Origin of the sequence: Actinacidiphila glaucinigra (assembly GCF_035918135.1) — a bacterium.
GTDB lineage: Bacteria > Actinomycetota > Actinomycetes > Streptomycetales > Streptomycetaceae > Actinacidiphila > Actinacidiphila glaucinigra.
Genome location: NZ_CP109144.1, coordinates 765,086 through 789,094, shown reverse-complemented (window position 1 = coordinate 789,094; position 24,009 = coordinate 765,086). Strand labels below are relative to the sequence as shown.

Here is a 24,009-nt window from a genome sequence, read left to right as displayed (position 1 = left end):
GCCATGTCCATCGCCGTCATGATCCTGCTCGGGCTCGCCGGGGTGTCCGAGGCGGCCGGGCGCATCGTGCCCCTGGCCGTGCGCCGACCCGGCATGCCGCGCAGCCTCGTGGCGGGATCGCTGCTGGGCGGCGGCCTCGTCGAGAGCGCCGTCTTCGCGCTGTGGCCGCTCACCGCGGCGACCCTGGCCGAGCTGGCGCTGTCCGCTCCACCGCAGGGCGCCGGACCGGTGTGGACGGCGGACCTGGCGGCCCCGCTGATGCTCGCCGGCATCCTCGCCTTCCCCTGGCTCGGACCCTTCCTCCACCTCGTGCTCTTCGTCGGGGTCGGGGCCGGTCTGGCCGGCCCGCTCGCCGCGGCCACCGGCATCGGCTGGTGGGACGCGGCCGGCTGCGTGGCCGTCGCGGGGGCCGGACTCGGCCTCGCGGTCGAGGCGGTACGGCGTCTGGTCATCAGGATCAGCGCGACAGAACCACGGGAGGCGATCGCATGAACGGGTACCTGCTCTGGGCGTTCGCCGTCGGACCGGCCCTGATCGCCGAAGCGCTGCTGGCCCGCTACGAGGTGCTGGCCTACGGTGCGCGCTGGCGCGCCCCCGTCACCGAACTCCCGGCGGGCATGCCCTACGCCCGCGGCGCGGCACCCGACAACCCCCCCGACGCCTACCTCGTCTACCTGGACGGCATCGGCAAACGCCGTGTCCGCGACACCCGCGACGGCGGCCAACTGGTCACGGCCCTCCTCGCCAGGGCCCCCGAACTACGGGTGCTCAGCCAGGTCCAGCCCTACTCGCCCCTCGCGGACCCGCTGGCCGAAAGGCCGGTCTGGGCATGGCTGCGCCGCCGCATCGGGCTGCTGCTGTTCCTGCACAACGTGATGCAGATCTTCGTCGCCGCCGACCGCCGCTACCGCCCCCTCTACAACCGGGCCGTCGGCCGCCAGATCGCCACCCAGCTCCGCCTGGCCGGCTACCACCCCGACAGCGGCACCCCCGTGGTGCTGCTGAGCTACAGCGGCGGCGCCCAGGTCGCCACCGGCGCGGTCGACGAACTGCACGCCCGGCTGCACGCGCCTCTTCTGCTGATCACGCTGGGCGGCTTCCACAACGGCGCCAACGACCTCACCCACGCCGAGCATGTGCACCGGCTGACCAGTGCCGGTGACCGCATCGAACGGCTCGGCACCTGGATCTTCCCCCAGCGCTGGCCGCTGCTCGGCCGCAGCGGCTGGAACCGCGCCCGCCGCGCCGGCAAGATCACCGTGCACCCGCTCGATCCGGCCACGCACGTCGGCCCGGCCAGCTACATCAGCCGCACCGCCCGTACACCCGACGGCCGCAGGTACGTCGACCGCACCGCGGACACCGTGATCGCACTCATCCGCGCCCACCACCGCAGCGCGGACACACCGGCACCCTGCCGTCTGACATGAGGCCACGCACTGGGCGGGCCCGAAGCGACGGCGCCGGCGAACCTTCCGGGAAGAGCGACAGGAAGGACCGGATCCTCGCAGCCGCACTCGAACTCTTCGCCGCCAAGGGCCACTCGGGCACCACACTGCGGGAGATCGCCCGACGGGCCGACGTGGACCCCGCGTTGATCCACTACTTCTTCGGCGACAAGGACACCCTCTTCCGGGACGCCGTGTCCTCCCGCATCGACCTGTCCACCCTCTTCGACGGCCCCACGGCCGACGAGGCGGAGGCCGGTCCCGCGAACTGGGGGTGTCGGCTCGCCCGGACACTGCTCACCGTCTGGGAGGACGAGTCGACCCGCCCGGCGCTGGTCGCCGTCTACCGGACCGGCACGTCGGACGGGCCGATCGCCACGACGCTCCGCGAGCGCGTCGACGCGGCCCTCGCCTCGTGCCTGGACCGGCTCGCCCCGGACGGGTCCCAGCGGTCGCCGATATCCGCATGCGTGGTCCGCGCGCACCTGAACGGCCTCGTCATGCTGCGCTACGTCTTCCCGGTCGAGCCCCTGGCCTCAGTGGACTTCGTGAAGCTGACGGAACTGCTCGCCCTCGCCGTCGAGGCCCCCGGATCCGGAAACGAGGGGGCACCGGGACACCGCGAACGCGGAACGACGTATTCCTGTCATTAGCAGGCTACCGATACGTACACCCGGCCTATCACAAGCCGCGTTCACCGTGATCCCGGAATTCTCCCGACCCCGCGCCCGGGCTTTCGGGCAATGGCGGCCGAATTCCCCGTCGCCGAACGGGGAATGACCATCCGATGACACACGAGCCCCCCGAGGCGTCTTTTTCCCCGGACCTTGACTGGCGACCCGACTTCTTATGGGATTGGCGCCTCTGTCCTGGAACGACGTGAAGGGATGCTCGTGAGAACCAGATCCTTAACGATCGCTGCGGTCGGCGCCCTCATCCTGTGCAGTGCGACGGTGGCACCCATGGCCCAGGCCCGCGACGCGGGCACGGCCGCCACCGAGGCGGACACCGTCAAGGTGTACCGCGCAGAAGTGACTCGAAGTCAGATCCCTTTGCTGCTCCAGGCCGGCCAGGACGCGCACGAGCTCAGTGAGCGGCCCCCGGCGCAGGGCACGGCCACGGTCGAGGTCTACCTCACCGGCAGGCAGGCGGAGGACCTGGGGAAGAAGGGCGTGCAGCTCAGCGAGCGGACGCTCGGCGCCAAGGCCGAGGCACGCGTACAGAACGCGGCCGACAAGGTGTTCCGCCCGTACAGCGGCAAGGGCGGCATCAAGGACGAGATCCTCGCCACCCACCGCGCCAACCCCGGGCTGACGAAGGTCGTCTCGATCGGGAAGACGACACGCGGGCAGGACATCCTCGCCCTCAAGCTCACCAAGGACGCGGCGAAGTCCAAGGACGGCTCGAAACCCTCCGTGCTGTACATGTCCAACCAGCACGCACGTGAGTGGATCACGCCGGAGATGACCCGCCGGCTCATGCACCACTACCTGGACAACTACCGCACCGACAAGCGGATCAAGAAGCTCGTCGACTCCACCGAACTGTGGTTCCTGATATCGGCGAACCCGGACGGCTACGACTTCACCTTCCAGAACGACGACACCCGCCTGTGGCGCAAGAACCTGCGCGACAACAACGGTGACGGCGTCATCACCGCGGGCGACGGTGTCGACCTCAACCGAAACTTCGCCTACAAGTGGGGCTACGACGACGAGGGCTCCTCGCCCAACCCCGCCAGCGAGACCTACCGCGGAGCGGGCCCGAACTCCGAGCCGGAGACGCGGGCGCTGGACGCCTTCCAGAAGCGGATCGACTTCACCTACGGCATCAACTACCACTCCGCCGCCCAGCTGCTGCTCTACGGAGTCGGCTGGCAGGTGGCCACGGACACCCCCGACGACGTCCTGTACAGGGCACTGGCCGGCACGCCGGACAACTCCGCGATCCCCGGCTACCACCCGCAGGTCTCGTCGGAGCTGTACACCACCAACGGCGAGGCGGACGGTCACGCGTCCAACGTCAACGGCCTGGCGATGTTCACACCCGAGATGTCGACGTGCCAGACGGCGTCCAACATCGACCCGGACGACCAGTGGGTGGCCTCCGACTGCCAGTCGGGGTTCAACTTCCCCGACGACGAGAAGCTGATCCAGCAGGAGTTCGAGAAGAACATCCCCTTCGCGCTCTCCGTGGCGGAGTCGGCCGCCCACCCCGACGTCCCCGCCTCCTCCCTGGGCCTGAACGCCGCGGACTTCACCCTGGCGCCCTTCACCACCTCCTACGCGCGCGGCCATGACCAGGAGGTCTCGGTCGTCGCCCGCAAGTCGCTGCGCGACAAGGAGCTCAACTACCGCGTCAACGGCGGCCGCACCAAGGACGAGTCGCTGCGCTCCTGGCGGGGCGGCGAGACCTTCGGCGGCGAGGACAACCTCTACTTCGACGAGTACCGCGCGACGGTCCGCGACGGCGACGTCGGCGACAAGGTCGAGGTGTGGTTCACCGGCCGGACCAAGAGCGGCAAGAAGGTCTCCGGCGACCACTTCACCTACACCGTGGCCGACCGTCCCTCGGCGGACACCCTCGTCGTCGCAGAGGAAGGCGCAGCCGCCACCCAGACCAAGGCGTACGTCGACGCCCTGAAGGCCAACGGCCACCGCGCGGCCGTCTGGGACGTCGCCACGCGGGGCGCACCCGACGCGCTCGCGGTCCTCGGGCACTTCCGCACCGTCGTGCACTACACGGGCGCGGCCCTGCCGGGCAACCCCACCCAGCTCGAGCTGCGCGCCTACCTCAACGAGGGCGGCAAGCTGATCGAGGCGGGCGAACGGGCGGGCGGCAACGTGGCCCTGGCCGACGGCACCCCGTCGAACGACTTCAGCCAGTACTACCTGGGCGCGTACTCGCGCACGTCGACCAGCGGGGCCACCGGGTTCGCCGGCACGGGCGCGCTGGCCGCCTTCAACGGTCCGCTCGCCGGCGCCACCGGCAACCCGCTGGACGCGGCGGGCACCTACCGGGTGACCTCCGACTGGCTCGAGCCCGCCACGTATCCGCAGTTCGCGAGCAAGGGCGCCGGCCGGTACTCCGGTTCCGTCGCCTCGGACGCGCCCTACGCGGGTTCCTTCATGGCCACCGCCGTCCACACCGACGACGCCTACAACCGGCTCACCCGGACGATCGACCTGAGCGGGGTCAGCGCGGCCGACGCGCCGACGCTCCGCTCGCAGTTCCTGTGGGACACCGAGCCCGGCTACGACAACGCGATCCTGGAGGTCCACACCGTCGGCGCCGACGACTGGACCACCCTCCCCGACAAGGGCGGCGCCACCAGCACCACGGTGCCCGCCGAGTGCGAGGCCGGGTTCTACGTCGCCGAGCACCCGTGGCTCACGCACTACCTGACCCCGGGTGGAGCGGGCTGCCAGGCCACCGGCACCTCGGGCGCCTGGAACGGCTTCACGGGTTCCTCCGGGGGCTGGCGGCAGGTGAACTTCGACCTGAGCGCCTACGCGGGCAAGAAGGTCGAGGTCTCGCTCAGCTACATCACCGACCCGATCTCCGGCGGCCAGGGCCTCCAGGCCGACGACACCTCCCTGGTCATCGGCGGGGCGGTCACCGAGACCGAGGGCTTCGAAACCTCCCTCGGCCCCTGGACCGTCGCCGGTCCGCCCGCGGGCAGCCCTCCCGTCCAGCGGGACTGGGCGCGCACCGGCCCGCTGACGCAGGGGGCGGTCGTCACGCACGACACGGTGCTGCTGGGCTTCGGCCTCGAGCACGTCCCCTCGGCGGCCGACCGCGTGAGCCTGGTCCGCCAGGCACTCAAGGCACTGCGCCGCTGATGCCTGTGCGTGCCGTCCGCCTCTGAGCAGGCGGCACGCACAGGGCACGCCGATCGGTGGGCCAGGCGGCCCGTACCCTCCGCGGGTACGGGCCGCCTCGCGCTGTGCGCCCTGTGTTGCCGGCTCGTCCGTCGCGACCGGCCGAAGACGCGTGTCGCCCCGGGCGCGGGCTCACGCTCCGTTCACACCGGATGCGCTCTGATGGGCCGCATCGCGAGCCGGGTGGAGCCGCGGCCGCGCGTCCGGCTTCCGCCCGGGACGCCGGCCGAGCGCTGAGGGGCGGGAGTTCGGCGCACGCCTCGATGAGGGGTGCCTCGATTCCGATTCATTCACAGTGAATCCACTGCACGGCAATGCGACATTCACGCAAGGGCGGCTAGGTTCATGGCTTTGGGCGTCAGGGCCGCCGCGATGCGGCGCGGCGTGATCTGAACGCGTCGATTCAAGCTGCCGTTCAGGCAGGTCACCCCGGTTCCGGGCGGCGGAGTGGCACCTGGCAGGATAAGGGACCGTCTGACGTGAATCGGGAAATAGCAACGGTATACGCGTGAGCGTGTACAGGTTACCGCAAAGTAGTGAGGAAGTCTTGTGAGGAATCGAGTCCAACGACTGGCGCTCCCGCTCTCCGCGACGGTGACGGCGGTCGTGGTCGCCGGCTGTGGTACGGGAGGGTCGGACGGCGGGGCCACCGGGAAGTCCGTCACGATGGGCATCACGGACAAGGTGACCGCGGTCGATCCGGCCGCCGGTTACGACGTCGGCTCCTGGATCGTGTTCAACAACGTCTTCCAGTCGCTGCTCAGCTTCCCCAAGGGCGCCACCAAGCCCGAGCCGGAGGCCGCGGAGAGCTGCAAGTTCACCGACGAGGCGAGCAAGACCTTCGACTGCACGCTGCGCGGGGGCCTGAAGTTCAGCAATGGTGAGGCGCTCACCTCGGAGGACGTGAAGTTCTCCTTCGAGCGCACCATCAAGATCAACGACGAGAACGGCCCGGCGGTCCTGCTGGACTCGATCAAGACGATCGACACGCCCTCGCCGGAGCGCGTGGTCTTCCATCTGAAGTACTCCGACGCCACGTTCCCGATGAAGATCGCCTCGGGCGCGGGCTCGATCGTGGACCACACGCAGTACCCGGCGGACAAGCTGCGCAGCGACAGCAAGGCGACGGGTTCGGGCCCGTACAAGCTGGACTCCTACGAGGCCGGCAAGGAAGCGGTGTTCTCGGTCAACGGGGATTACCAGGGGTCGGCGGAGATCCGCAACTCCGGTATGACGATGAAGTTCTTCGGTGACGAGCCGACGCTGAAGAAGGCGGTGGAGGACGGGTCGGTGGACCTGGCCTACCGTGGTCTGGACTCCGCCGACATCGCCTCGCTGCAGAGCAGTTCGATAGCCGGCGACACCGGGATCCAGGTCGTGGAGGGCACCGGCGCCGAGGTCCAGCACCTGGTGTTCAACCTCGAGGACCCGGTGGTGGGCAACAAGGCCGTGCGGCGCGCGGTGGCCTATCTGATCGACCGCAAGGCGTTCATCCGCGACGTGTACCAGCGCACCGCGAGCCCGCTGTACTCGATCGTGCCGGCGGGCATCACCGGTCACAACACCGCGTTCTTCGACCGCTACGGCGAGGGCGGCGACACCGCCGGGGCGCAGGCCGCGCTGACGCAGGCCGGGATCACCGACAAGGTCTCCTTCACGCTGTGGGCGACGCCGGTGCGCTTCGGCCCGGGCACGGTGGCGGAGCTGAAGGCGATCGCCAAGCAGCTCAACGACAGCGGCCTGTTCGACGTGGACGTCAAGACCACCGACGCCGACCAGTACGCCAAGGACATCGAAGCCGGCAAGTACGCGGTGTACGTACGCGGCTGGGTCCCGGACTACCCGGACCCGGACAACTTCACCGCCCCCTTCTTCGGCGACGGCAACGTCCTGGGCAACAACTACGTCAACAGCAACATCACGGACAAACTGCTCCCGCGCACCGCCGCCGAGGCCGGCCGCGCCGCCACCTCCGCCGACTTCGAGGACCTGCAGAACACGGTCGCCGACGACGTGCCGATCATCCCGCTGTGGCAGGGCAAGCAGTACGTCGTCTCCAGGGACAACATCAACGGCCTGGAATGGACCCTCGACCCCTCCACCGTCTTCCGCTTCTGGGAGATCCAGAAGGGAGTGACTCAGTAACCGGCGCGCGGACGGGCGTCGTCGGCCGCCGGGGACCGCGGGCAGGGCGCTCACGTTGCGCTCACACGGCGACGGCCACGATGGACGCAGACGCGGCAGTCGCGCAACCCTCTTGCGGCTGCCGCGTCGCGGTCCGGGAACCTGGGGGTGCGGTCTCGGTGTCGGGGGTGGGCGGGGTGGGCACTCCTTGCTGTGAACGCATAGGCTCTTGCCCATGACGCAAGACGATGACGACCTGGACAGCCTGGTACGCAAACGCATCCGTGCTCTGCGCGTCGCCCAGGGGTGGTCCCTCGAAGAGCTGGCCACCCGCGCCAACGTCAGCCAGTCCACGCTCTCCCGCATCGAGAACGGGCAGCGCCGGCTGGCCCTCGACCAGCTGGTCACCCTCGCACGCGCCCTGGACACCTCCCTCGACCAGCTGGTCGAGACCGCGTCGGACGACGTCGTGTCCAACCCGACGATCGACAGGGCGCGGGGCCAGATGCGCTGGCCGATCAAGGCGGAACCCGGCATGACCGTCGTACGGCAGCGCATGACGAACCCGCCGCCCGACCAGCCGGCGCGCATGCGCGCCCATCCCGGCCGCGAATGGCTTGTCGTCCTGTCCGGCACCGCGGTCCTGCTCCTGGGCAACCGGCGCCTGCGGATCGAGACCAACCAGGCAGCGGAGTTCCCCACGATGCTCCCGCACGCCATCGGCGCCGAGGGCGGACCGTGCGAGATCCTCGGCATCTTCGACCGCGACGCCCGCCGCGGCCACCAGCGCGGCGAGGACACCGGGAAGGTGTCGCCCTGACGGTTTGCGCCTGCCGCACCTCAGCGGGCCATCGCCTTGCGCTTTCCGGAAGCCGCGGGCCCCGGCGCCCATGGCCCGGTTAGCGTGACGGCCATGAGCCACCCCCGCCCGCAGGCAGCGCACCACGGCGCCCCCCACGTCCACGTCCACGAGCAGGAGAACGGGTACGAGCACGACCACGACACGGCCGACCAGGCGGAGATCCTCGACCTGGACGCGGAAGTGCTCGCCGAACACACCGCGTCCATCACGGCATGGCTGCCCGTGGAGGACAGCCCCCGCCGCATCGTGGACCTCGGCTGCGGCACGGGAGCCGGAACCCTCGCCCTGCTCCGGCGCTTCCCCGCGGCACAGGTGACGGCCGTCGACTCCTCGGCCCCGCACCTGCACCGCCTGCAGGCGAAGGCGGCCGAGGCGGGAGTGGCCGACCGTGTACGCCTGGTCCGAGCCGACCTCGACGCACCGGCCTGGCCGGGCCTCGGCGCCCCGGAACTGGTGTGGGCCTCGGCCTCCCTGCACCACATGGCCGACCCCGACAGGACCCTGCGCCAGGTCCACGACCTCCTGGCCCCGGGCGGCCTTCTCGCCGTCGTCGAACTGGCCGGCTTCCCCCGCTTCCTGCCCGAGGACGCCCCGGCCGAGGCCCCGGGCCTGGAGGAGCGCTGCCACGCCGCACTCGACCAGCACCACGCAGAGCACGTCCCCCACCGGGGCGCCGACTGGGCGGGCAAGCTGACCGGGGCCGGTTTCGCGGTAGAGGCCGAACGTACCCTGGCCGTCGACATCGCCCCGCCCCTCACCGAGACCGTCACCCGCTACGCCCTCGCCACCCTGCGCCGCATGCGCGGCGCCGTCGCCCCCGCCCTCACACCGGACGACCTGACGGCCCTCGACCGCCTGCTGGACGCCGAGAGCCCCGACGGCATCCCGCGCCGCACCGACCTGCGCGTGCGCACCGAACGGACGGTCTGGGCCGCCCGCCGCCCCTGAACCACCTCGCGATGCCGGCGCCGGTCCGTGCGGTGCAGGGACGGGCAAAACGCTGTGCACGATCGGGCAAGGGTCCGGGTCGCGTTCCTTCCTACGGTCGAGGTGTCCCATCACGAGTGGGACGTCGATGCGCCGGCCGGGAACCGCTCGGGGATCCCTCGGTCTCCGGCCCCGCGCGGACCGCGAGGGAGTGATGCCGATGGCGGACATCGAGCAGTTCGAGGAGGGGCAGGACGAGGGAAAACGGGTGCGGTACCTGGCCGCCGCCAGTGTGACGGCGTGGATCCTCGCGGTGTGCGCGGTGTGCGTGATCCTGCCGCTGTACTCCCATCCGAGCCTCGCGTGCGGCCTGGCGCCGCTGGTCACCGCTGGGACGGCGGCGATGGTGCTCGGAAACGTGAAGGACCGCTATCGCTGCAGGGCGGCGCGGGCGCACGCCGTCTCGGACACCGTGCGGCGCGTCCTGCTGCGGCCACTGCCCGGGCGCATCGGCGCTCTGGGGCTCGCCTCCATCTACCGGCCGTGCGGGGGCCGGGGACAGGTCGGCGGAGACCTCTACGCGGTCACACGCGCGGGTGGGGCGACCCGGCTGATCATCGGAGACGTGTGCGGCAAGGGCCTGCCCACCTTCGAGGACGTCGCGGCCGTGCTCGGGGCCTTCCGGGAATGGGCGCCGCGCGCGGCGACCTTGGCCGAGTTGTCGGCGCGTCTGGAGGAGAGCTTCCTGTTCCACCTGGCCGAGAGCGAAGACCTCTCCCGCGACAAGGACGAACGATTCGTCACGGCGCTGCTGCTGGAGGTGCGGGACGGTGAGCGGTTCGCCCGCATGGTCAACCACGGCCATCCGCCCCCCATACGCGCCCGCCGGGGGAGCGTGGCCCTGGTGGCGGGGTGCCCGGCCCCTCCGCTGGGCCTGTACGGTCTGCGGGACTGCGGCGCCATCGAGGAGCGCTTCGAACTGTGTCCCGGGGACACGCTGTTGCTCTACACCGACGGGCTGATGGAGGCACGCGACGCCGCCGGACGCTGCTACCCGCTGCTGGAACGGGCGACCGCGTGGCGGTGGGTCCGGCAGGGCGCGCCCAGTCATGTGTGCCTGCCGGACGTCCTGGGGGAGATCCTCGAGGATGTCGTCGACCACGCCGGCGCGCTCCCGGCCGACGACCTGGCGATGGTGGCGCTGACGCGCGTGGAGGAACCGGGCGCGCCCGTGCTGACCTGGCCGGCCGGTGAGGCGTGGCGCGAGGACGCGGGGCAGTGGCGGCAGGATTGACCGCTCGCCGGGCTGCCGGGGGAGGAGGCCGGTGTTCCGCAGGGGTGCAGCCCGCGGAAAACCGGCCTGCCGCCGTTCCGCGGGGGGTCCGGGGGACGTGCGCGGGGGTCGTTTGACCCGCACGGCAGCCGCACGCATAGGGGTGTTTGACCCATGCGTGGGGCATGCACCTACTGCCACAGTGGCGGGGCGGGAAGGGACGGCTGGGTCCTCTGCGAAGCCGTTCGAGGAGGCCGGCTCCACAGTGCTGCCCGGGGGCGGCCGCACTCGCGTCCGCGACCTCCTGACGTGAGAGGTCAGGGGCGGCCGACCGGCCCGAATCCCGTGCGAACCGGGCTTGACGGGACGGACCCGTTGCCCCACGGCGGCCGTCCGGGACGCGGGCGCCTGATGCGCCAAGCACCGCGAACAGTTCGCTATCAGTTCATTTCCCTGAAAAAGGGGCGCCATAGCGTCTCGGGGACCGCACACCGATCCGCAGGGGAACGGTGCGAGGAAAGGCGCAGTACATGGAAACGACAAGAGGGTCCAACGGGCCGGACCGCGGGTCCGAGGCCCTGACCCGCCGGAGGTTCGTGGTCATGGCGGGTTCCGCCGTCGTGGCGGTCAGCGTCGGCGCGAGCACCGCCGAGGCTGCCACGAAGCCCGCTTCCGAGCAGGGCGGCAAGGCCAAGGCGGCGGGCCGGACGTCTGCGCTCAACCGGGGGAAGGCGCCCACGGGCAAGTGGCTCGCGGGTGACACCCACGTCCACGACGACCACTCCTCGGACGGCAGCGGGCCCCGCCAGACGTCCCACCAGGCACTGCCCGGAAACCTTCCCGTCGGCGACCAGATCGCGCAGGGCGAGAAGGCCGGCCTCGATTTCATGCCCCTGACCGACCACCGGACGTACGACCAGGTCTGGGACCCCCAGTGGAAGTCGTCCGAACTGCTGCTGCTCCCGGGCGAGGAGGCGAACGGCTCGCCCCACGCCATCGTGCTGGGCAACGTGGACGTGATCGTGGACGGCGCCAACCCGCCCGGCTCCGCGGCCTTCCGCCACGTACAGCAGTCGGTCTGGGACGCCCACGCGCAGGGTGCCGTGTGGTCGCAGGCCCACCCCGACGACGGCGAGTACACGCCGGCGACGGGCCCGAACGACAATGCCAGCGTCCAGGGCGCGGACCTCGCCGAGGTGCTCAACGTCTCCACCGGCCCGGACGAGCAGGTCGAGTACGCGGAGAACCGGTGGAACGCCGGTTTCCGTTTCGGGGTGGCGGCGGCGAGCGACTGCCATTTCCGCGAGCTGTGGGACGTCGACGCCCCCGGGACGCCCACCACCCACGTCTTCGCGGCGAAGCGTTCGGTCCTCGGCATCCTCGACGGGTTCCGCAGCGGCCGTACGACGGTCGCACAGAACACCTCGGGGCCGTTCCTGACCATCGAGGCGGACGCCGACGGTGACGGCGTGTTCGAAGCGATCGGCGGCGACGAGGTCGTCGTTGCCGACCGCAAGCTGCCCAAGAAGGCCACGCTGCGCGTGAAGGTGAAGGGCGGCAAGGGAACCACCGTCCACGTGTACGCCGCCCCCGGCCGTACGGCGGGTCCCATCGCGAGCTACCGGCCGCAGCGGGCCAACGAGAGCTACGAGCTGCCGCTCGTCCTCAAGGGCACGGACCACGGCTGGTTCCGGGCCGAGGCCCGTTCCCCCGGCAGCCCCTCCGGTTCCGACGCCGACCCGAACCTGCCGGACCAGCTCCGGGGCGCCACCTCGCCGATCTTCGTCTCGGTCGGCGCTCCGGCCGTCCCCCGGCCCGAGATCCCGCTCCCGGCCGCCGACACCGCCGACGACAAGGCGGAACTCGTCACCGGCGACCTGGGCGCGTTCACCGGATTCTCCGATGTCGCGGTCGTCGGCGACGTCACGCACATCGTGGCGGAGGTGCACGAGGACCACGCGAGCAAGGTGGTCTACCGCCGGCTCAACGGCAAGGGCCGGATCACCAAGTCCGTCACCCTTTCCGGCCGTTCCGCCACCGCGCGGTTCCCGCGCATAGCCGCCGCCTCCGAGGACGTGTGGGTGGTCTGGCAGGACGAGCAGGGCAAGGAGCAGCCGCACCGTCCGGTGATCCTGCTGGCGCACAGCGCGAACGGCGGCAGCTCCTTCAAGGCCCCGAACAAGATCAGCAAGGGCAGGGGGCGCGCCGTCCACCCGGCGCTTGCACTGGTCGGCGACGGCCATCCGCTGGTCGCGTGGTCCGACAACAGCGGCGGCGCGTTCGACGTGTACGCGCAGATCGTCGGCGTCGACAAGGCCGCGGTGAACATCTCCGCGGCCGGCAAGGCGACCAGTCCCGGCGTGCCCGGGGACGCGCGCTCCCCGCGCTACCCCGCCTCGCTGTTCCCGGCGGTCGCCGTCCACGACGGCCGGCACGCCGTGATCAGCTGGCAGGACGACCGCTTCGACCCGGACCCGCTGTGGACCGGCCACACCCCGCCCACCGGCCAGCCGGCCGGCGGCGGTACGGATCCCGACAACTGGCAGGTGCTGGCGTCGGTACGCAAGGCACCGGGCCGCGGCTGGGGCAACCCGGTCCAGGTCAGCAAGGTCGGCGACCGCTCCGACAGGCACCCGGGCCTGACCGTCGACGAGGACGGCACGTTCGTCGCGATCTGGGAGAGCGGCGCGCTGCAGAGCTCCGGCTCCAACCTCCAGCTCCGGGCCGGCCGCTCCACCGACGGCGGCCTCACCTGGACGGCGTTCGAGAACGTCGGCCTCGACGCCGACGCGATGAGTCAGCGGGCGAAGCTCGGCGTGGACCCCGACGGCACGGTCCGCGCCGTCTGGTACGACTCCCGCTCGACCGACTGGCGGTGGAAGATCTTCACCGCCACTCTGGACGGCAAGAAGGGCTGGTCCAAGGCCACCCAGGTGAGTCACCGGGGCAACAACACCTGGCCCGCCCTGCACCGCGGCGTCGTGGTGTTCACCAGCGACCGCGGCGCGACCCGTACCCAGCGCGACGAGACCCAGCAGATCTTCCGGGCGAAGCTGGCCTGACCGGCCGGTGTGCGGCCCGCACGGCACCGCCCTCCCGACGCGCCTCGGACACGCAGTACGACCGGTGGCGCGCCGGGGGAGGCGGTGCTGTCGCGGGGCTGTTCCATGCGTCGATTGGCCCCCGGCGCTGCGGCGAGTAGTGTGGAAAACGCGCCGGAAGTCGGCTTTGTGGATTGGATTTCGCGTCCCGTCCGGGACGTCGTTCCCCACCTGACGGATGGTTCACGCGGTGGATCCGGCGCCGCCGTCGTCCGTCGCCACCGGGCGGCGACATCGTCATGATCTGGGAAATACTGGTCCTGGGTTTTGTACTCAGTCTCGACAATTTCCGGGTGTCGATCGCGCTCGGTACCGTCCCGTTCGGTCTGAAGCGCGCGGTGCAGGTCGCGCTGACCTTCGGATTGTGGGACGCCGTCATGCCCCTGGTCGGGCTGCTGATCGGTCGCCGGCTCGGAGAGTCCGTCGGGGACGTCGCCGACTTGGTGGGCGCGGCCGCACTCGGTGGGTACGGTCTCTACCTCGTCGTCTCGGCCCTGCGGAACCCCGAGCCCGACGAGTTGGACCACCCGTGGGCCTTGTTCGGCATCCCGTTGACGCTGAGCCTGGACAACCTGTTCGCCGGGGCGAGCCTGGGTCTCCTCGGGCTCTCGCCGTGGTTCTCGGCCGCCGTCTTCGGAATCATGACGGCGGTGATGTCGCTGGTCGGGCTGCAGCTCGGGCGGGTCACGGCGCGTCTGATCCGGATCCGCTCGGACCTGCTGAGCGGGGTCACCTTGATCATCGCCGCAGTGGCGCTGCCGCTGTGGTTCGGCGGCTAGCGGGATCCGCCCGGGATCCGGTCCGCCCGGCGGGCCCGGTGCGGCCGGGGGACCAGCGCGGGATCGTCGGCCCGCGAGCCGGTGTTGGCGGCCTCGACCGCGCGGGCGACGAGCCGGTGGTCGGGCGACAGGTGACAGACCGGGTCGGTACGGGCCGCGTCGCCGGTGAGCAGGAACGCCTGGCAGCGGCAGCCGCCGAAGTCCACCTCCCGCCGGAAGCAGCTCCGGCAGGGCTCGGGCATCCAGTCGGTCCCCCGGAACGCGGTCATCACTGGGGACTCGGCCCAGATCCGCGCCAGCGAGTCCTCCCGCACGCTGGCCCGCGGCAACGGCAGGGACTGCGCGGCCGGGCAGGGCAGGACGTCGCCGTTCGGCGTCACGGTCAGTTGCCGGGACGCCCAGCCGCCCATGCAGGGCTTCGGGTAGCGGCTGTAGTAGTCGGAGAGGACGTAGATGACGTCCATGCGGTCCCGCAACCGTTCGCGGGCGGCGCGCACGACGACCTCGGCGGCGTCGAGCTGGGCCCGGCTGGGCAGCAACGCGGCACGGTTGCGCCAGGCCCAGCCGTAGTACTGGGTGTTGGCCAGCTCCAGCCGGTCGGCGCCCACGTCCTCGGCCAGGGCGAGCACGTCGGCGACGCGGTCGATGTTGTGCCGGTGCAGCACCACGTTCATGGTCAGGGGCCAGCCCAGCTCCTTGACCAGTCGCATCGCCTCGATCTTGCGCCGGAAGGACGGGATACCGGCGATCCGGTCCGACACGGCCGCTTCGTCGGCCTGGATGCTGATCTGCACGTGGTCCAGGCCGGCCGCCCGCAGTTGCTCGGCCCTCGGACGGGAGAGCCCCAGGGCGCTGGTCACGAGGTTGGTGTAGAGGCCCAGGTCGTGAGCGGCCGCCGCGATCTCCACCAGGTCGCGCCGCAGCAGGGGTTCCCCGCCCGACAGGTGGCACTGCAGTACCCCCAGCTCTGCGGCCTCGGCCAGGACCCGCCGCCACTCGTCCAGGGCCAGCTCGTCCCGGTAGCCGGCCATGTTCAGCGGGTTGGAGCAGTACGGGCAGGCCAGCGGGCAGCGGTAGGTGAGTTCGGCGAGCAATCCGAACGGGCTATCCATCGGTGAGCTCCATCCAGCGCCTGGCGACGAGCCGGGCCAGGAACTGCCGCACCTCGTCCCCGGGGACGGCCCGGTAGCGGGTGCCCAGCTCGGTCACGATCTCCGCCACGGTGTGCCGCCCGTCGCACAGTTCGAGGATCGCCGCGCCGCTGCCGTTCAGGACCACCACCGTCTCGGGGTGCAGCAGGATCAGGCGCTGTCTGGTCCGGCAGAAGGTGAGGCGGACATGGCGTGCCAGCAGGGGCCTGTCGGAACCGCACACCTCGACGCCGGGACCGGTCCTGGTCCTGGCCCTGGTCGTTCCGGTGGAGGTCGGGTCCATGGCGGTCACTTCGGGTAGGCCTGCTCGATGGAGTCCATCAGACTCCACAGGACGTCGCACTTGAACGACAGCGCGTCGACGGCGCGGGCCTGGGACTCGGCGGAGACGCAGTGCGACGTGACCACCTGCAGGGCGTGTTCGCAGTCACGGGGAGCCTGCTCCAGACGGGTGCGGAAGTAGGCGAGGCCCTCGGGGTCGATCCACGGGTACCAGCGCTCGAACGCGGCCAGGCGTGCGGCCATCAGGTCGGGTGCGAACAGCTCGGTGAGCGAGGACGCCACCGCCTCCACCCACGGGCGGGTCCGGGCGAAGTTCACGTAGGCGTCCACGGCGAACCGCGCTCCGGGTACCAGGTGCCGGTGGTCCCGGACCTCCTCGCGGGTCAGCCCCGCGGCCTCGCCGAGGCGCAGCCACGCCTCGATGCCGCCCTCGCCGGCGGCGGTGCCGTCGTGGTCGGTGATCCGCCGGAGCCAGCGACGGCGGAACTCGAGGTCGGGGCAGTTGGAGAGGATCGCGGCGTCCTTGCGGGGGATGTTCTCCTGGTAGTAGAAGCGGTTGGCCACCCAGCCGCGGATCTGACGAGGGCTGAGCCCGCCGGCGTTCATCAGCACGTGGAACGGATGCTGGTCGTGGTAGCGCCGCGAGTGGGCCCGCAACGTCTCGACGAAGCCGTCGGTGGCGCTGCTCCTGGTTGTCCTCGTGGGAGTTGTCGTCACGGCTCTACACCTGGACCTCGAGGCCGTCCGTGGCCACCTCTATGCCGCTCTCCCGCAGTGCGCGCCGCTCGGGTGCGTCCTCCAGGAGAACGGGGTTGGTGTTGTTGATGTGGATGAGGATCGTCCGCCCCGCGGCCAGTGACGGGAGCTGGGACAGGCTGCCGTCCGGGCCGTCGATGGGCAGGTGGCCCATCTCCCGGGCCGTCCTGCTCGCCGGCCCGAGCCGTATGAGCTCGTCGTCGCGCCAGCAGGTCCCGTCGAACAGCAGGCATCCGCAGCCTTCGATCTCCGTGCGCAGCGCTGCCGTCAGCGACTGCGCCGCCGGCAGGTAGACCAGCGTGCCCCCGGTGTGCTCGTCGGTCAGCCGGTAGCCCACGACACGGCCGTGGTCCGCCTCGGCTGCGAACCGGGCGCGTTTGGCGGTGGGAACGTCGAACGCGCGGCAGGACAGCCCGTTCGCCAGCGCCAGGTCGGTGCCGGGGACCACGGCCTGCCACTCGACGGTGCAGTAGTGCCGCAGTGTGCTCAGGATTCCCGAGCCGTCAGACAGGGTTTTGTGTGTCGCCGGTGTGGAGTACACCCGCAGGGCCCGGGCCTCGCGCAGCAGGAGCAGGCCCAGTGTGTGGTCCAGTTCGGCGTCGGTGAGCAGCACCGCTTCCAGCGGTGTCGTCCGGTCGCCCCGCGGGTGCAGCCCCGGGAAGGCCTCGAACTGGGCGCGGAGGTCGGGGGAGGCGTTGAGGAGGAACCACCGGCGGTGGTCGGCGCTGACGGCGACCGAGGACTGGGTGCGCGGGGGTGCGGCCCCGGAGCGGACCGCGGCGCACACCGAGCAGCCGCAGTTCCACTGCGGGGATCCGCCTCCCGCCGCTGAGCCCAGCACTCGCAGCAGCACGCCGGCACTCCCTTCGTCCGATGTCCGGGTCCGGGCCGGTGGGTTGGCGTCCCAAGCCGCGGGGGGCGCCGGACACGGTCCGGCGTGCCCCACGTGCGCTAGTCCTCGAGCCGGGCGACGTAGGCCGTCACCTCGGCCGCGACCGCGATCTCCTCGAACTCGGGCGTCTCCCACACGGCGAGCTGGGATTCCAGCTGGCATTCCATGGGCTGGGATTCCATGGGCTCACCTCCTTTCCGACCGGATACGGCAGGTCCGGGTCGCGCGCTACGACCAATCCGGGAGGGCGAAGACGATCAGGGCGCTGCCGTGCCCCGCACCGAGCATGCCGGGGAGGAATCCCTCGGCCCACCCGCCCCAGCCGACCGGTACGGCGACGTACTGCCTGTCGTCGACCATGTAGGTGGTCGGGCTGCTGTGGTGGCCGCTCCCGCACTGGAACTGCCACAGCAGCTGCCCGGTGCGGGCGTCGAGCGCGTTGAACTCGCCGGACGGCTCACCGGCGAACACCAGGTCACCGCCGGTGGCCAGCACCGAGGCGCACATCGGCAGTTCGTTGCGCCAGCGCCACTTCTCCTCGCCGTCGGCGTCGAACGCGCTGACGGACCCCGCCATGTCCTCGATGTCCACCTGAACGCCCGCGCCCCAGTACGGGATGCTCTCCTTGAACTCCCGGCGCCGCCGGGTGGCCGTGGCACCCGTGTCCTGGACGGGGACGTAGAACAGCTCGGACTTCGGGCTGTAGGCCGCATGGGTCCATTCCTTGGCGCCGGCCGGACCCGGGTAGAAGTGGACGGGTTCTCCCTCCTTGTCCGGGTACGCCTTGGCCGTCACCCGGCCGTCCCTCGTGATGGCCCCCCACGTGATGCGGTCCACGAAGGGGGTGATCCCGACCCTCGCCCCGTTGGTGCGGTCGAGGACGAAGAAGTAGCCGTTCTTGTCGAAGTGCCCGAGCAGTTTGCGCCCGTCCCGCTCGAACAGGATGCACTCGGCGATGCTGTCGTAGTCCCACAGGTCGTGCGGGGTGCACTGGTAGTGCCAGCGGATCTGACCGCTGTCGACGTCGACGGCGATGACGCAGTCGGTGAAGAGGTTGTCGCCCTCGCGGACACCTCCGTCGAAGTCGGGCGCCGGATTGCCGGTGCCGACGTACAGCAGGTTGGTCTCCGGGTCGAACGTGCCGGTGACCCAGCAGTTCGCCCCGCCACGTGCCCAGGCCTCACCGTCGGCGGGCCAGGTCTCCGAGCCCGGCTCCCCGGGTTTGGGCACCGTGTAGCAGCGCCATTGGTGCTCGCCGGTGGCGAGGTCGAATGCGTCGAGGTGGCCGCGTACGCCGAACTCGCCGCCGGAACTGCCGACGACGACCATGCTCTTCACGATCAGCGGGGCGAGTGTGGCGCTCTCCCCGGCCCGGACGTCGCCGTAGGTCTTGTCCCAGACCCGGTTGCCGGTGGTGGCGTCGAGTGCGAGCAGACGGGCGTTCGGCGTGACGGTGAAGACCTTCCCCTGGGCCACGGCGACCCCGCGGTTGACGTTCCCGCAGCACAGCGACACGTCGAAGGGGACGGCGTGCTTGTACCGCCAGATCTCCACACCGGTCTTCGCGTCGAGGGCCCAGACCCAGCCGTCCCAGCCGGACACGAACATGACCCCGTCGACGACGATCGGGGCGGCCTCGAACGAGTAGGTCGACGCGCCCGCGATCAGTCCGGTCGTGCCGGCCTGGAAGACCCATGCGGGGACGACGCGCTTGACGCTGTCCGTGTTGATCTGGTCCAGCGGGCTGTACCGCTGACCGTTGTAGGCGCCGTAGTAGGTGAGCCAGTTGTGGGGTTCCCGGCGGGCGTTGAGTATGCGTTCGTAGTCGAGGCCGGCCACCACCGGCGGCGCGACATCCCCGCCCGCGACCTTGCCGCTCAGCAGCCCCTGATCGACGGCTTCGCCCGCGTCCACGTAGTCGACGGACATCTCCTCCTCCTTCCTACGGCCGCGGTTGCTCGGGGCGGTCGAGGCGGGCCTCCGGCGGAGCCTCCCCCAGGACGACGATGGCCCCGGTCAACCCCCGGCCCTCGTCGTTGCCCGTCGGCGAGCAATACCAGTAGTAGCCCGGTCCGTCGAGGTTGAGGGTCGCCCGTCCGCGCGAATGGTTCACCAACCAGATGAACTTCCGGTCGCCATTGCTCGGCAGGAGCGCGCAGTGCGTGTTCAGATCGTCATTGACGAGTTCGAGCTCGATATCGCCTCCGTGGGGCATGACCAAAATGGACGGATCCCAGCTCAGCTCATCCGGGTGGATCCGAATCGTGGCCCGCATGGTGCCATCCGATTTCTCGTCGGCATATCCGATGCTCCCGGTTCCCAGCACCTGACCCAGCGCCGCCTTGTTCTGTTCGGCCAACCCGATCTTGTCCAGCAGGTCGGATCGCTCCTGCATGGTCGTCATCGGGGCGTCACTCTCCTCATGCCGAGATCGTCCTGTTCTTCGTGCCGGACGCGCCGACCGAGGTACGTCGCGGCCGGTTGCACACCTTCCCTCGAAAGTGTTCTCCGAATTGACTTCGTCGGATTTGTCGCATCGGAAATCCATTGCGCCGAATTGAATGCGCGGGAAAGCGGATAAAGTGCCGCCTGATAAGCACGCTACGCCGGATGGATCACACCGACAAGGGTGAGCGCGGGCGCGGGCCCGCTCATGCCGTTCGTCCGCGACCAGCTACCGTTCGTGCGCCGTGCGCCCCCGTTGGGAGGATCGAACGAGGTCGTACCGGTCCAGGCCCATGACCTTGTCCCACGCGGCGACGAAGTCCTTCACGAACTTCTCCCGTGCGTCGTCGCTCGCGTAGACCTCCGCGACGGCGCGCAGTTCGGAGTTCGAGCCGAAGACGAGGTCGACGCGACTGCCGGTCCATTTGACCTCGCCGGTGCCCCGGTCGCGCCCCACGAAGGTCTCGGCGGCCGTGGACGCCGGCTCCCATGCCGTGCCCGTGTCGAGCAGGTTCACGAAGAAGTCGTTGGTCAACGACCCGGGCTCCGAGGTGAACACGCCCAGCGGCGACTGGCGGTGGTTGGCGCCCAGCACCCGCAGGCCACCCACCAGGACGGTCATCTCGGGCGCGCTCAGGTCCAGCAGATTCGCGCGGTCGACCAGCAGGTGCTCCGGCGGCAGCCGGTCGTTCCTGCCGCAGTAGTTGCGGAACCCGTCCGCGACCGGCTCGAGGGCCGCGAAGGACTCCACATCGGTCCACTCCTGCGTGGCGTCCGTGCGTCCCGGAACGAAGGGGACCCGGACCTCGTAGCCGGCCGTTTCGGCGGCCCGCTCGATGGCGGCGGCGCCGCCGAGCACGATGAGGTCGGCCAGCGAGATCCTCTTGTCCCCGGCCTGGGATCGGTCGAAGGACGCCTGGACCTCCTCCAGGGTGCGCAGCACCTGTGCCAGCGTGCCGGGGTCGTTGACCTCCCACCCCCGCTGCGGCTCCAGGCGGATGCGCGCGCCGTTCGCCCCGCCGCGCCTGTCGCTGGCGCGGAACGTCGACGCCGACGCCCACGCGGTCGAGACGAGCCGGGCGACCGACAGCCCGGAGGCAAGAACCATGCCCTTGAGCGCGGCGACGTCCGCCGCCCCGACGAGCTCGTGGTCCACGGCGGGGACCGGGTCCTGCCAGGGCAGGGTCTCCCGCGGGACCAGCGGTCCGAGGTAACGCCGGACCGGGCCCATGTCGAGGTGCGTCAGCTTGAACCAGGCCCGGGCGAACGCGTTCGCGAGCTGGTCCGGGTGGGCGAGGTAGCGCCGTGAGATCGGCTCGTAGACCGGGTCCGACCGCAGTGCCAGGTCCGTCGTCAGCATGGTCGGGGCGTGCGTCGTCGATAGGTCGTGTGCGTCCGGCACGGTGCCGGCCCCGCCGCCGTCCCGCGGGATCCACTGCCACAGACCGGCGGGGCTCAGCTCCAGGTCCCACTCGTAGCCGAACAGCGTCTCGAAGAAGCTGTTGTCCCACGTCGTGGGGGTTGGCGTCCACGTGCCGTGGAGCCCGCTGGAGATGGTGTCCGGGCCCTTCCCGGTGCCGTAGCCGCTCTTCCAGCCCAGGCCCTGTTCCTCGAGGGGCGCCCCCTCGGGCTCGGGGCCGAGGTGGGCGGCCGGGTCGGCCGCGCCGTGGGTCCTGCCGAACGTGTGGCCGCCCGCGATCAGCGCGACGGTCTCCTCGTCGTTCATCCCCATGCGGCGGAAGGTCTCGCGGATGTCCCGGGCCGAGGCGATCGGGTCCGGGACGGTGTTCGGTCCCTCAGGATTGACGTAGATGAGGCCCATCTGGTCGGCGGCCAGCGGACTCTGCAGCTCCCGGACGCCGCCGTGGCGTTCGTCGCCGAGCCAGGCGTGCTCGGGACCCCAGTAGACGTCCTCGTCGGGTTCCCACACGTCCGCCCGGCCGCCCGCGAAACCGAAGGTGGTGAAACCCATCGTCTCCAGGGCACGGTTGCCGGCGAAGACCATCAGATCGGCCCAGGAGATCTTGCGGCCGTACTTCTTCTTCACCGGCCACAGCAGCCTGCGGGCCTTGTCGAGGTTGCGATTGTCCGGCCAGCTGTTCAGCGGTGCGAAACGCTGCATGCCGGCGCCGGCGCCGCCCCGGCCGTCGTGGATGCGGTAGGTGCCGGCGCAGTGCCACACCATCCGGATCACGAGCGGCCCGTAGTGGCCGAAGTCGGCCGGCCACCAGTCCTGCGACGTGGTCAGGGCCTCGTCGACGTCGCGCGCCAGCGCGTCGAGGTCGAGCGTGCGGAACTCCGCGGCGTAGTCGAAGTCCTCGCCCATGGGGCCGGCCTCGGCGGGGTGTCTCCGCAAGATCCTCAGGTCGAGCCGGCTCGGCCACCAGTCGCGATTGCCCGCGGCGCCGATCGGGCGGCCGCGGTGCCCGGTGGGGACGGAGAGACCGAGGCCGCCCGCGTTGCCGGCGTTCGACCGGTCGGCGGCGGCATCCGGAAAGTCGGACACGGGGATCTCCTTCCGAGGTTGCGTCGTGGTTCAGATGTTCAGCGCGCGACGCACGGCCGGCGCGTTCCGCCGGGAAACCGGCACCATCTCGTTCGTCCGGCCCTCCATGACCAGGGACAGCTCGCCCTTGAGCCCGCGCTCGATCTCCCGGATGCGGCTGAGATTGACGACGTACCGGCGGTGCACCCGCAGGAAGCCGACATCCGCCAGATCGCTGTCGAGTCTGTCCAGGCTCAGGGAGGCGGCCCGCAATCGGCCCTGATCGGTGGAGAGCCACACGTCGCTTCCGTGGGACTCGGCGAAGGAGACTTCCGGCAGCCGCAGCAGCACCATCCGGTTGTCGCGCAGCGCGACCAGCCGGCGCGGCGGCACCCGGGGGCGCGCGGGCCCCTCTGGCCGCGGCAGCCGCGCCCCGTCGGAAACCCCGAACAGCACGAGGTTCCCGATCAGGTGGCCGGAGGAGAAGACGGGCCGGAAGCTGATCGGCGTCGGTTCGTCGGCGAGGTGGGCGAAGATCTGCGTCGAGCCGACCCAGTCGCGATCGTGGACCGCCCGCCGGCCGGCGTACCGGGCGGCCGCGATGAATTCCGGCAGCCCGGGGTTCCATCGCAGGGTGGGGTCGATCGCCGGGGTGGACGCGGGGACGCCCAGGAGCACGCCCGCCATGTCGTCGGCGATCACCACCTTGCCCGCGGTGTCCACGGCGGCGAGCGCCGCACCGGTCGTCGCCCTGGCCTGGGTGTAGGCCGCGACCAACTCCGCGCCGCTGTCGCGGGCGCGGCTCTTCAGCGGGCAACGGGTCATGGTGACGGCGCTCGCCAGCCAGCTTTCGACGGCCGCGGGAAGCCCGCCGCGCCAGCACGAGACGTTCAGGACCGCGATTGGTTCCCTGGTCACCACGTCACGCACCGCGATGCCCGCGCACACCCAGTCGTGGAAAGCCTGGCACCAGTGCTCGGCGCCCCTGATGGGCACCGGGCCGTGCGCCTCGAGCGCGGTGCCCGTGCCGTTCGTGCCGACCGCGCGCTCGGACCAGCAGAACCAGGGCGCCAGATTGCAGTCGCCGGCCCGCACCAGCGTGGCGTGATCACCCCACGCGGCGAGGATCCGGCCGGTGGCGTCGGCGACGGTGACGACGCCGCCGAGGCTGCCCACTTCATGCGCCACGGCGGCGGCACGAAAGCCCAGTTCGGCGAAGACCACATCGTGCTCGGGGGCGTGGTCGGGTTTCGCCACGGCCACCGGAGCCTTGGTGAGGCGGGGATCGACTCGGTACTGCTCCCGGCAGCGGTGCCAGGAGATCGCCACCAGGGGCCGGACACCGGGGACGTGATCCTCGCCCTGCACGAACCGTTCCCATGCCGCGAGCACGGGGCCACTGCCGACGTTCGCCGAGTCGGGCTCGAGCCGATGTGTGTCCCTCATGGTTCGGAACCGCCTCAGGTCCATCCCCAATGCCCGACGGCGTCAGCGCGATCCGCTCCGGTCGCCGCTTGTGGTGGCCGGACCTGCAGCGGACCGGTCGCCGCCCCGCGGGCCTTGCTGCTTCGTCACCCGTTCAGGGCCGTCTCACAGCCCTCCA

The 24,009-nt window shown here is 71.0% G+C and carries 19 protein-coding genes; 10 read left to right on the top strand and 9 right to left on the bottom strand.

Annotation, left to right across the window (positions count from 1 at the left end):
- Nucleotides 1–3: 3 nt before the first annotated feature.
- From OIE69_RS03445 to OIE69_RS03400, 10 genes are all read left to right on the top strand, one after another.
- Nucleotides 4–492: a hypothetical protein gene (locus OIE69_RS03445; RefSeq protein WP_326570427.1), complete on the top strand. Its 489-nt coding sequence runs from the start codon at nt 4–6 to the stop codon at nt 490–492.
- On the top strand, nt 489–1,430 hold the full coding sequence (locus OIE69_RS03440; protein ID WP_326570426.1) for a hypothetical protein: 942 nt from the start codon (nt 489–491) through the stop codon (nt 1,428–1,430). Before OIE69_RS03445 ends, OIE69_RS03440 begins: the two co-directional genes overlap by 4 nt.
- On the top strand, nt 1,427–2,101 hold the full coding sequence (locus OIE69_RS03435; RefSeq protein WP_326570425.1) for a TetR/AcrR family transcriptional regulator: 675 nt from the start codon (nt 1,427–1,429) through the stop codon (nt 2,099–2,101). The genes OIE69_RS03440 and OIE69_RS03435 overlap by 4 nt, the downstream gene beginning before the upstream one ends.
- Before the next feature lie 234 nt (nt 2,102–2,335).
- Nucleotides 2,336–5,290, top strand: coding sequence for a M14 family metallopeptidase (locus OIE69_RS03430; protein ID WP_392567453.1), 2,955 nt, complete (start codon nt 2,336–2,338; stop codon nt 5,288–5,290).
- Between the two features lie 588 nt (nt 5,291–5,878).
- Nucleotides 5,879–7,474 (top strand): ABC transporter substrate-binding protein, encoded by a 1,596-nt coding sequence (locus OIE69_RS03425; protein ID WP_326570423.1) that lies wholly within the window; start codon nt 5,879–5,881, stop codon nt 7,472–7,474.
- A gap of 214 nt (nt 7,475–7,688) precedes the next feature.
- Nucleotides 7,689–8,273 (top strand): helix-turn-helix domain-containing protein, encoded by a 585-nt coding sequence (locus OIE69_RS03420; RefSeq protein WP_326570422.1) that lies wholly within the window; start codon nt 7,689–7,691, stop codon nt 8,271–8,273.
- Nucleotides 8,274–8,366: 93 nt separating this feature from the next.
- A complete protein-coding gene (locus OIE69_RS03415; RefSeq protein ID WP_326570421.1) occupies nt 8,367–9,263 on the top strand; it encodes a class I SAM-dependent methyltransferase in 897 nt (298 codons plus the stop codon).
- A gap of 199 nt (nt 9,264–9,462) precedes the next feature.
- A complete protein-coding gene (locus OIE69_RS03410) occupies nt 9,463–10,536 on the top strand; it encodes a PP2C family protein-serine/threonine phosphatase (RefSeq protein ID WP_326570420.1) in 1,074 nt (357 codons plus the stop codon).
- 509 nt (nt 10,537–11,045) lie between these two features.
- Entirely contained in the window at nt 11,046–13,577 is a 2,532-nt protein-coding gene (locus tag OIE69_RS03405) for a CehA/McbA family metallohydrolase (RefSeq protein WP_326570419.1), read from the top strand.
- A gap of 332 nt (nt 13,578–13,909) precedes the next feature.
- Nucleotides 13,910–14,395, top strand: a complete 486-nt coding sequence (locus OIE69_RS03400; protein WP_326570418.1) for a manganese efflux pump MntP — start codon at nt 13,910–13,912, stop codon at nt 14,393–14,395.
- On the opposite strand, the gene pqqE is transcribed toward OIE69_RS03400, so the two are convergent.
- The 9 genes from pqqE to OIE69_RS03355 all read right to left on the bottom strand — a co-directional run bounded on the left by pqqE (nt 14,392) and on the right by OIE69_RS03355 (nt 23,852).
- Nucleotides 14,392–15,507 (bottom strand): pyrroloquinoline quinone biosynthesis protein PqqE, encoded by a 1,116-nt coding sequence (gene pqqE, locus OIE69_RS03395; protein WP_326570417.1) that lies wholly within the window; start codon nt 15,505–15,507, stop codon nt 14,392–14,394. The two genes, OIE69_RS03400 and pqqE, sit on opposite strands and share 4 nt — an antisense overlap.
- On the bottom strand, nt 15,500–15,829 hold the full coding sequence (pqqD, locus tag OIE69_RS03390) for a pyrroloquinoline quinone biosynthesis peptide chaperone PqqD (RefSeq protein ID WP_326570416.1): 330 nt from the start codon (nt 15,827–15,829) through the stop codon (nt 15,500–15,502). The genes pqqE and pqqD overlap by 8 nt, the downstream gene beginning before the upstream one ends.
- 5 nt (nt 15,830–15,834) lie before the next feature.
- Nucleotides 15,835–16,545 carry a pyrroloquinoline-quinone synthase PqqC gene (pqqC, locus tag OIE69_RS03385; RefSeq protein ID WP_326570415.1) on the bottom strand — a complete coding sequence of 237 codons (711 nt, stop codon included), beginning with the start codon at nt 16,543–16,545 and terminating at the stop codon, nt 15,835–15,837.
- A gap of 4 nt (nt 16,546–16,549) precedes the next feature.
- Entirely contained in the window at nt 16,550–17,437 is an 888-nt protein-coding gene (gene pqqB / locus OIE69_RS03380) for a pyrroloquinoline quinone biosynthesis protein PqqB (protein ID WP_326570414.1), read from the bottom strand.
- A 98-nt stretch (nt 17,438–17,535) separates the two neighbouring features.
- Nucleotides 17,536–17,658, bottom strand: coding sequence for a pyrroloquinoline quinone precursor peptide PqqA (gene pqqA, locus OIE69_RS03375; protein ID WP_063741021.1), 123 nt, complete (start codon nt 17,656–17,658; stop codon nt 17,536–17,538).
- 46 nt (nt 17,659–17,704) lie between these two features.
- The gene (locus tag OIE69_RS03370; RefSeq protein ID WP_326570413.1) at nt 17,705–19,405 is read right to left on the bottom strand and encodes a PQQ-dependent dehydrogenase, methanol/ethanol family; all 1,701 of its coding nucleotides are present in this window, start codon (nt 19,403–19,405) and stop codon (nt 17,705–17,707) included.
- A 13-nt stretch (nt 19,406–19,418) separates the two neighbouring features.
- The gene (locus OIE69_RS03365) at nt 19,419–19,880 is read right to left on the bottom strand and encodes an MSMEG_3727 family PQQ-associated protein (protein ID WP_326570412.1); all 462 of its coding nucleotides are present in this window, start codon (nt 19,878–19,880) and stop codon (nt 19,419–19,421) included.
- Between the two features lie 270 nt (nt 19,881–20,150).
- The gene (gene katG / locus OIE69_RS03360; RefSeq protein WP_326580945.1) at nt 20,151–22,331 is read right to left on the bottom strand and encodes a catalase/peroxidase HPI; all 2,181 of its coding nucleotides are present in this window, start codon (nt 22,329–22,331) and stop codon (nt 20,151–20,153) included.
- 126 nt (nt 22,332–22,457) lie between these two features.
- Nucleotides 22,458–23,852, bottom strand: coding sequence for a DNA-binding protein (locus tag OIE69_RS03355; RefSeq protein WP_326570411.1), 1,395 nt, complete (start codon nt 23,850–23,852; stop codon nt 22,458–22,460).
- Between the last annotated feature and the right edge of the window lie 157 nt (nt 23,853–24,009).

Excerpts from the sequence above, each read along its gene's own strand:
- OIE69_RS03415 (WP_326570421.1), top strand. The coding sequence starts at position 8,367 with ATGAGCCACCCCCGCCCGCAGGCAGCGCACCACGGCGCCCCCCACGTC.
- OIE69_RS03365 (WP_326570412.1), bottom strand. The coding sequence starts at position 19,880 with ATGACGACCATGCAGGAGCGATCCGACCTGCTGGACAAGATCGGGTTG.
- OIE69_RS03430 (WP_392567453.1), top strand. The coding sequence starts at position 2,336 with ATGCTCGTGAGAACCAGATCCTTAACGATCGCTGCGGTCGGCGCCCTC.
- OIE69_RS03445 (WP_326570427.1), top strand. The coding sequence starts at position 4 with ATGTCCATCGCCGTCATGATCCTGCTCGGGCTCGCCGGGGTGTCCGAG.
- pqqD (WP_326570416.1), bottom strand. The coding sequence starts at position 15,829 with ATGGACCCGACCTCCACCGGAACGACCAGGGCCAGGACCAGGACCGGT.
- OIE69_RS03405 (WP_326570419.1), top strand. The coding sequence starts at position 11,046 with ATGGAAACGACAAGAGGGTCCAACGGGCCGGACCGCGGGTCCGAGGCC.
- pqqA (WP_063741021.1), bottom strand. The coding sequence starts at position 17,658 with ATGGAATCCCAGCCCATGGAATGCCAGCTGGAATCCCAGCTCGCCGTG.
- OIE69_RS03355 (WP_326570411.1), bottom strand. The coding sequence starts at position 23,852 with ATGAGGGACACACATCGGCTCGAGCCCGACTCGGCGAACGTCGGCAGT.
- OIE69_RS03440 (WP_326570426.1), top strand. The coding sequence starts at position 489 with ATGAACGGGTACCTGCTCTGGGCGTTCGCCGTCGGACCGGCCCTGATC.
- pqqE (WP_326570417.1), bottom strand. The coding sequence starts at position 15,507 with ATGGATAGCCCGTTCGGATTGCTCGCCGAACTCACCTACCGCTGCCCG.
- OIE69_RS03435 (WP_326570425.1), top strand. The coding sequence starts at position 1,427 with ATGAGGCCACGCACTGGGCGGGCCCGAAGCGACGGCGCCGGCGAACCT.
- OIE69_RS03420 (WP_326570422.1), top strand. The coding sequence starts at position 7,689 with ATGACGCAAGACGATGACGACCTGGACAGCCTGGTACGCAAACGCATC.
- OIE69_RS03410 (WP_326570420.1), top strand. The coding sequence starts at position 9,463 with ATGGCGGACATCGAGCAGTTCGAGGAGGGGCAGGACGAGGGAAAACGG.
- OIE69_RS03370 (WP_326570413.1), bottom strand. The coding sequence starts at position 19,405 with ATGTCCGTCGACTACGTGGACGCGGGCGAAGCCGTCGATCAGGGGCTG.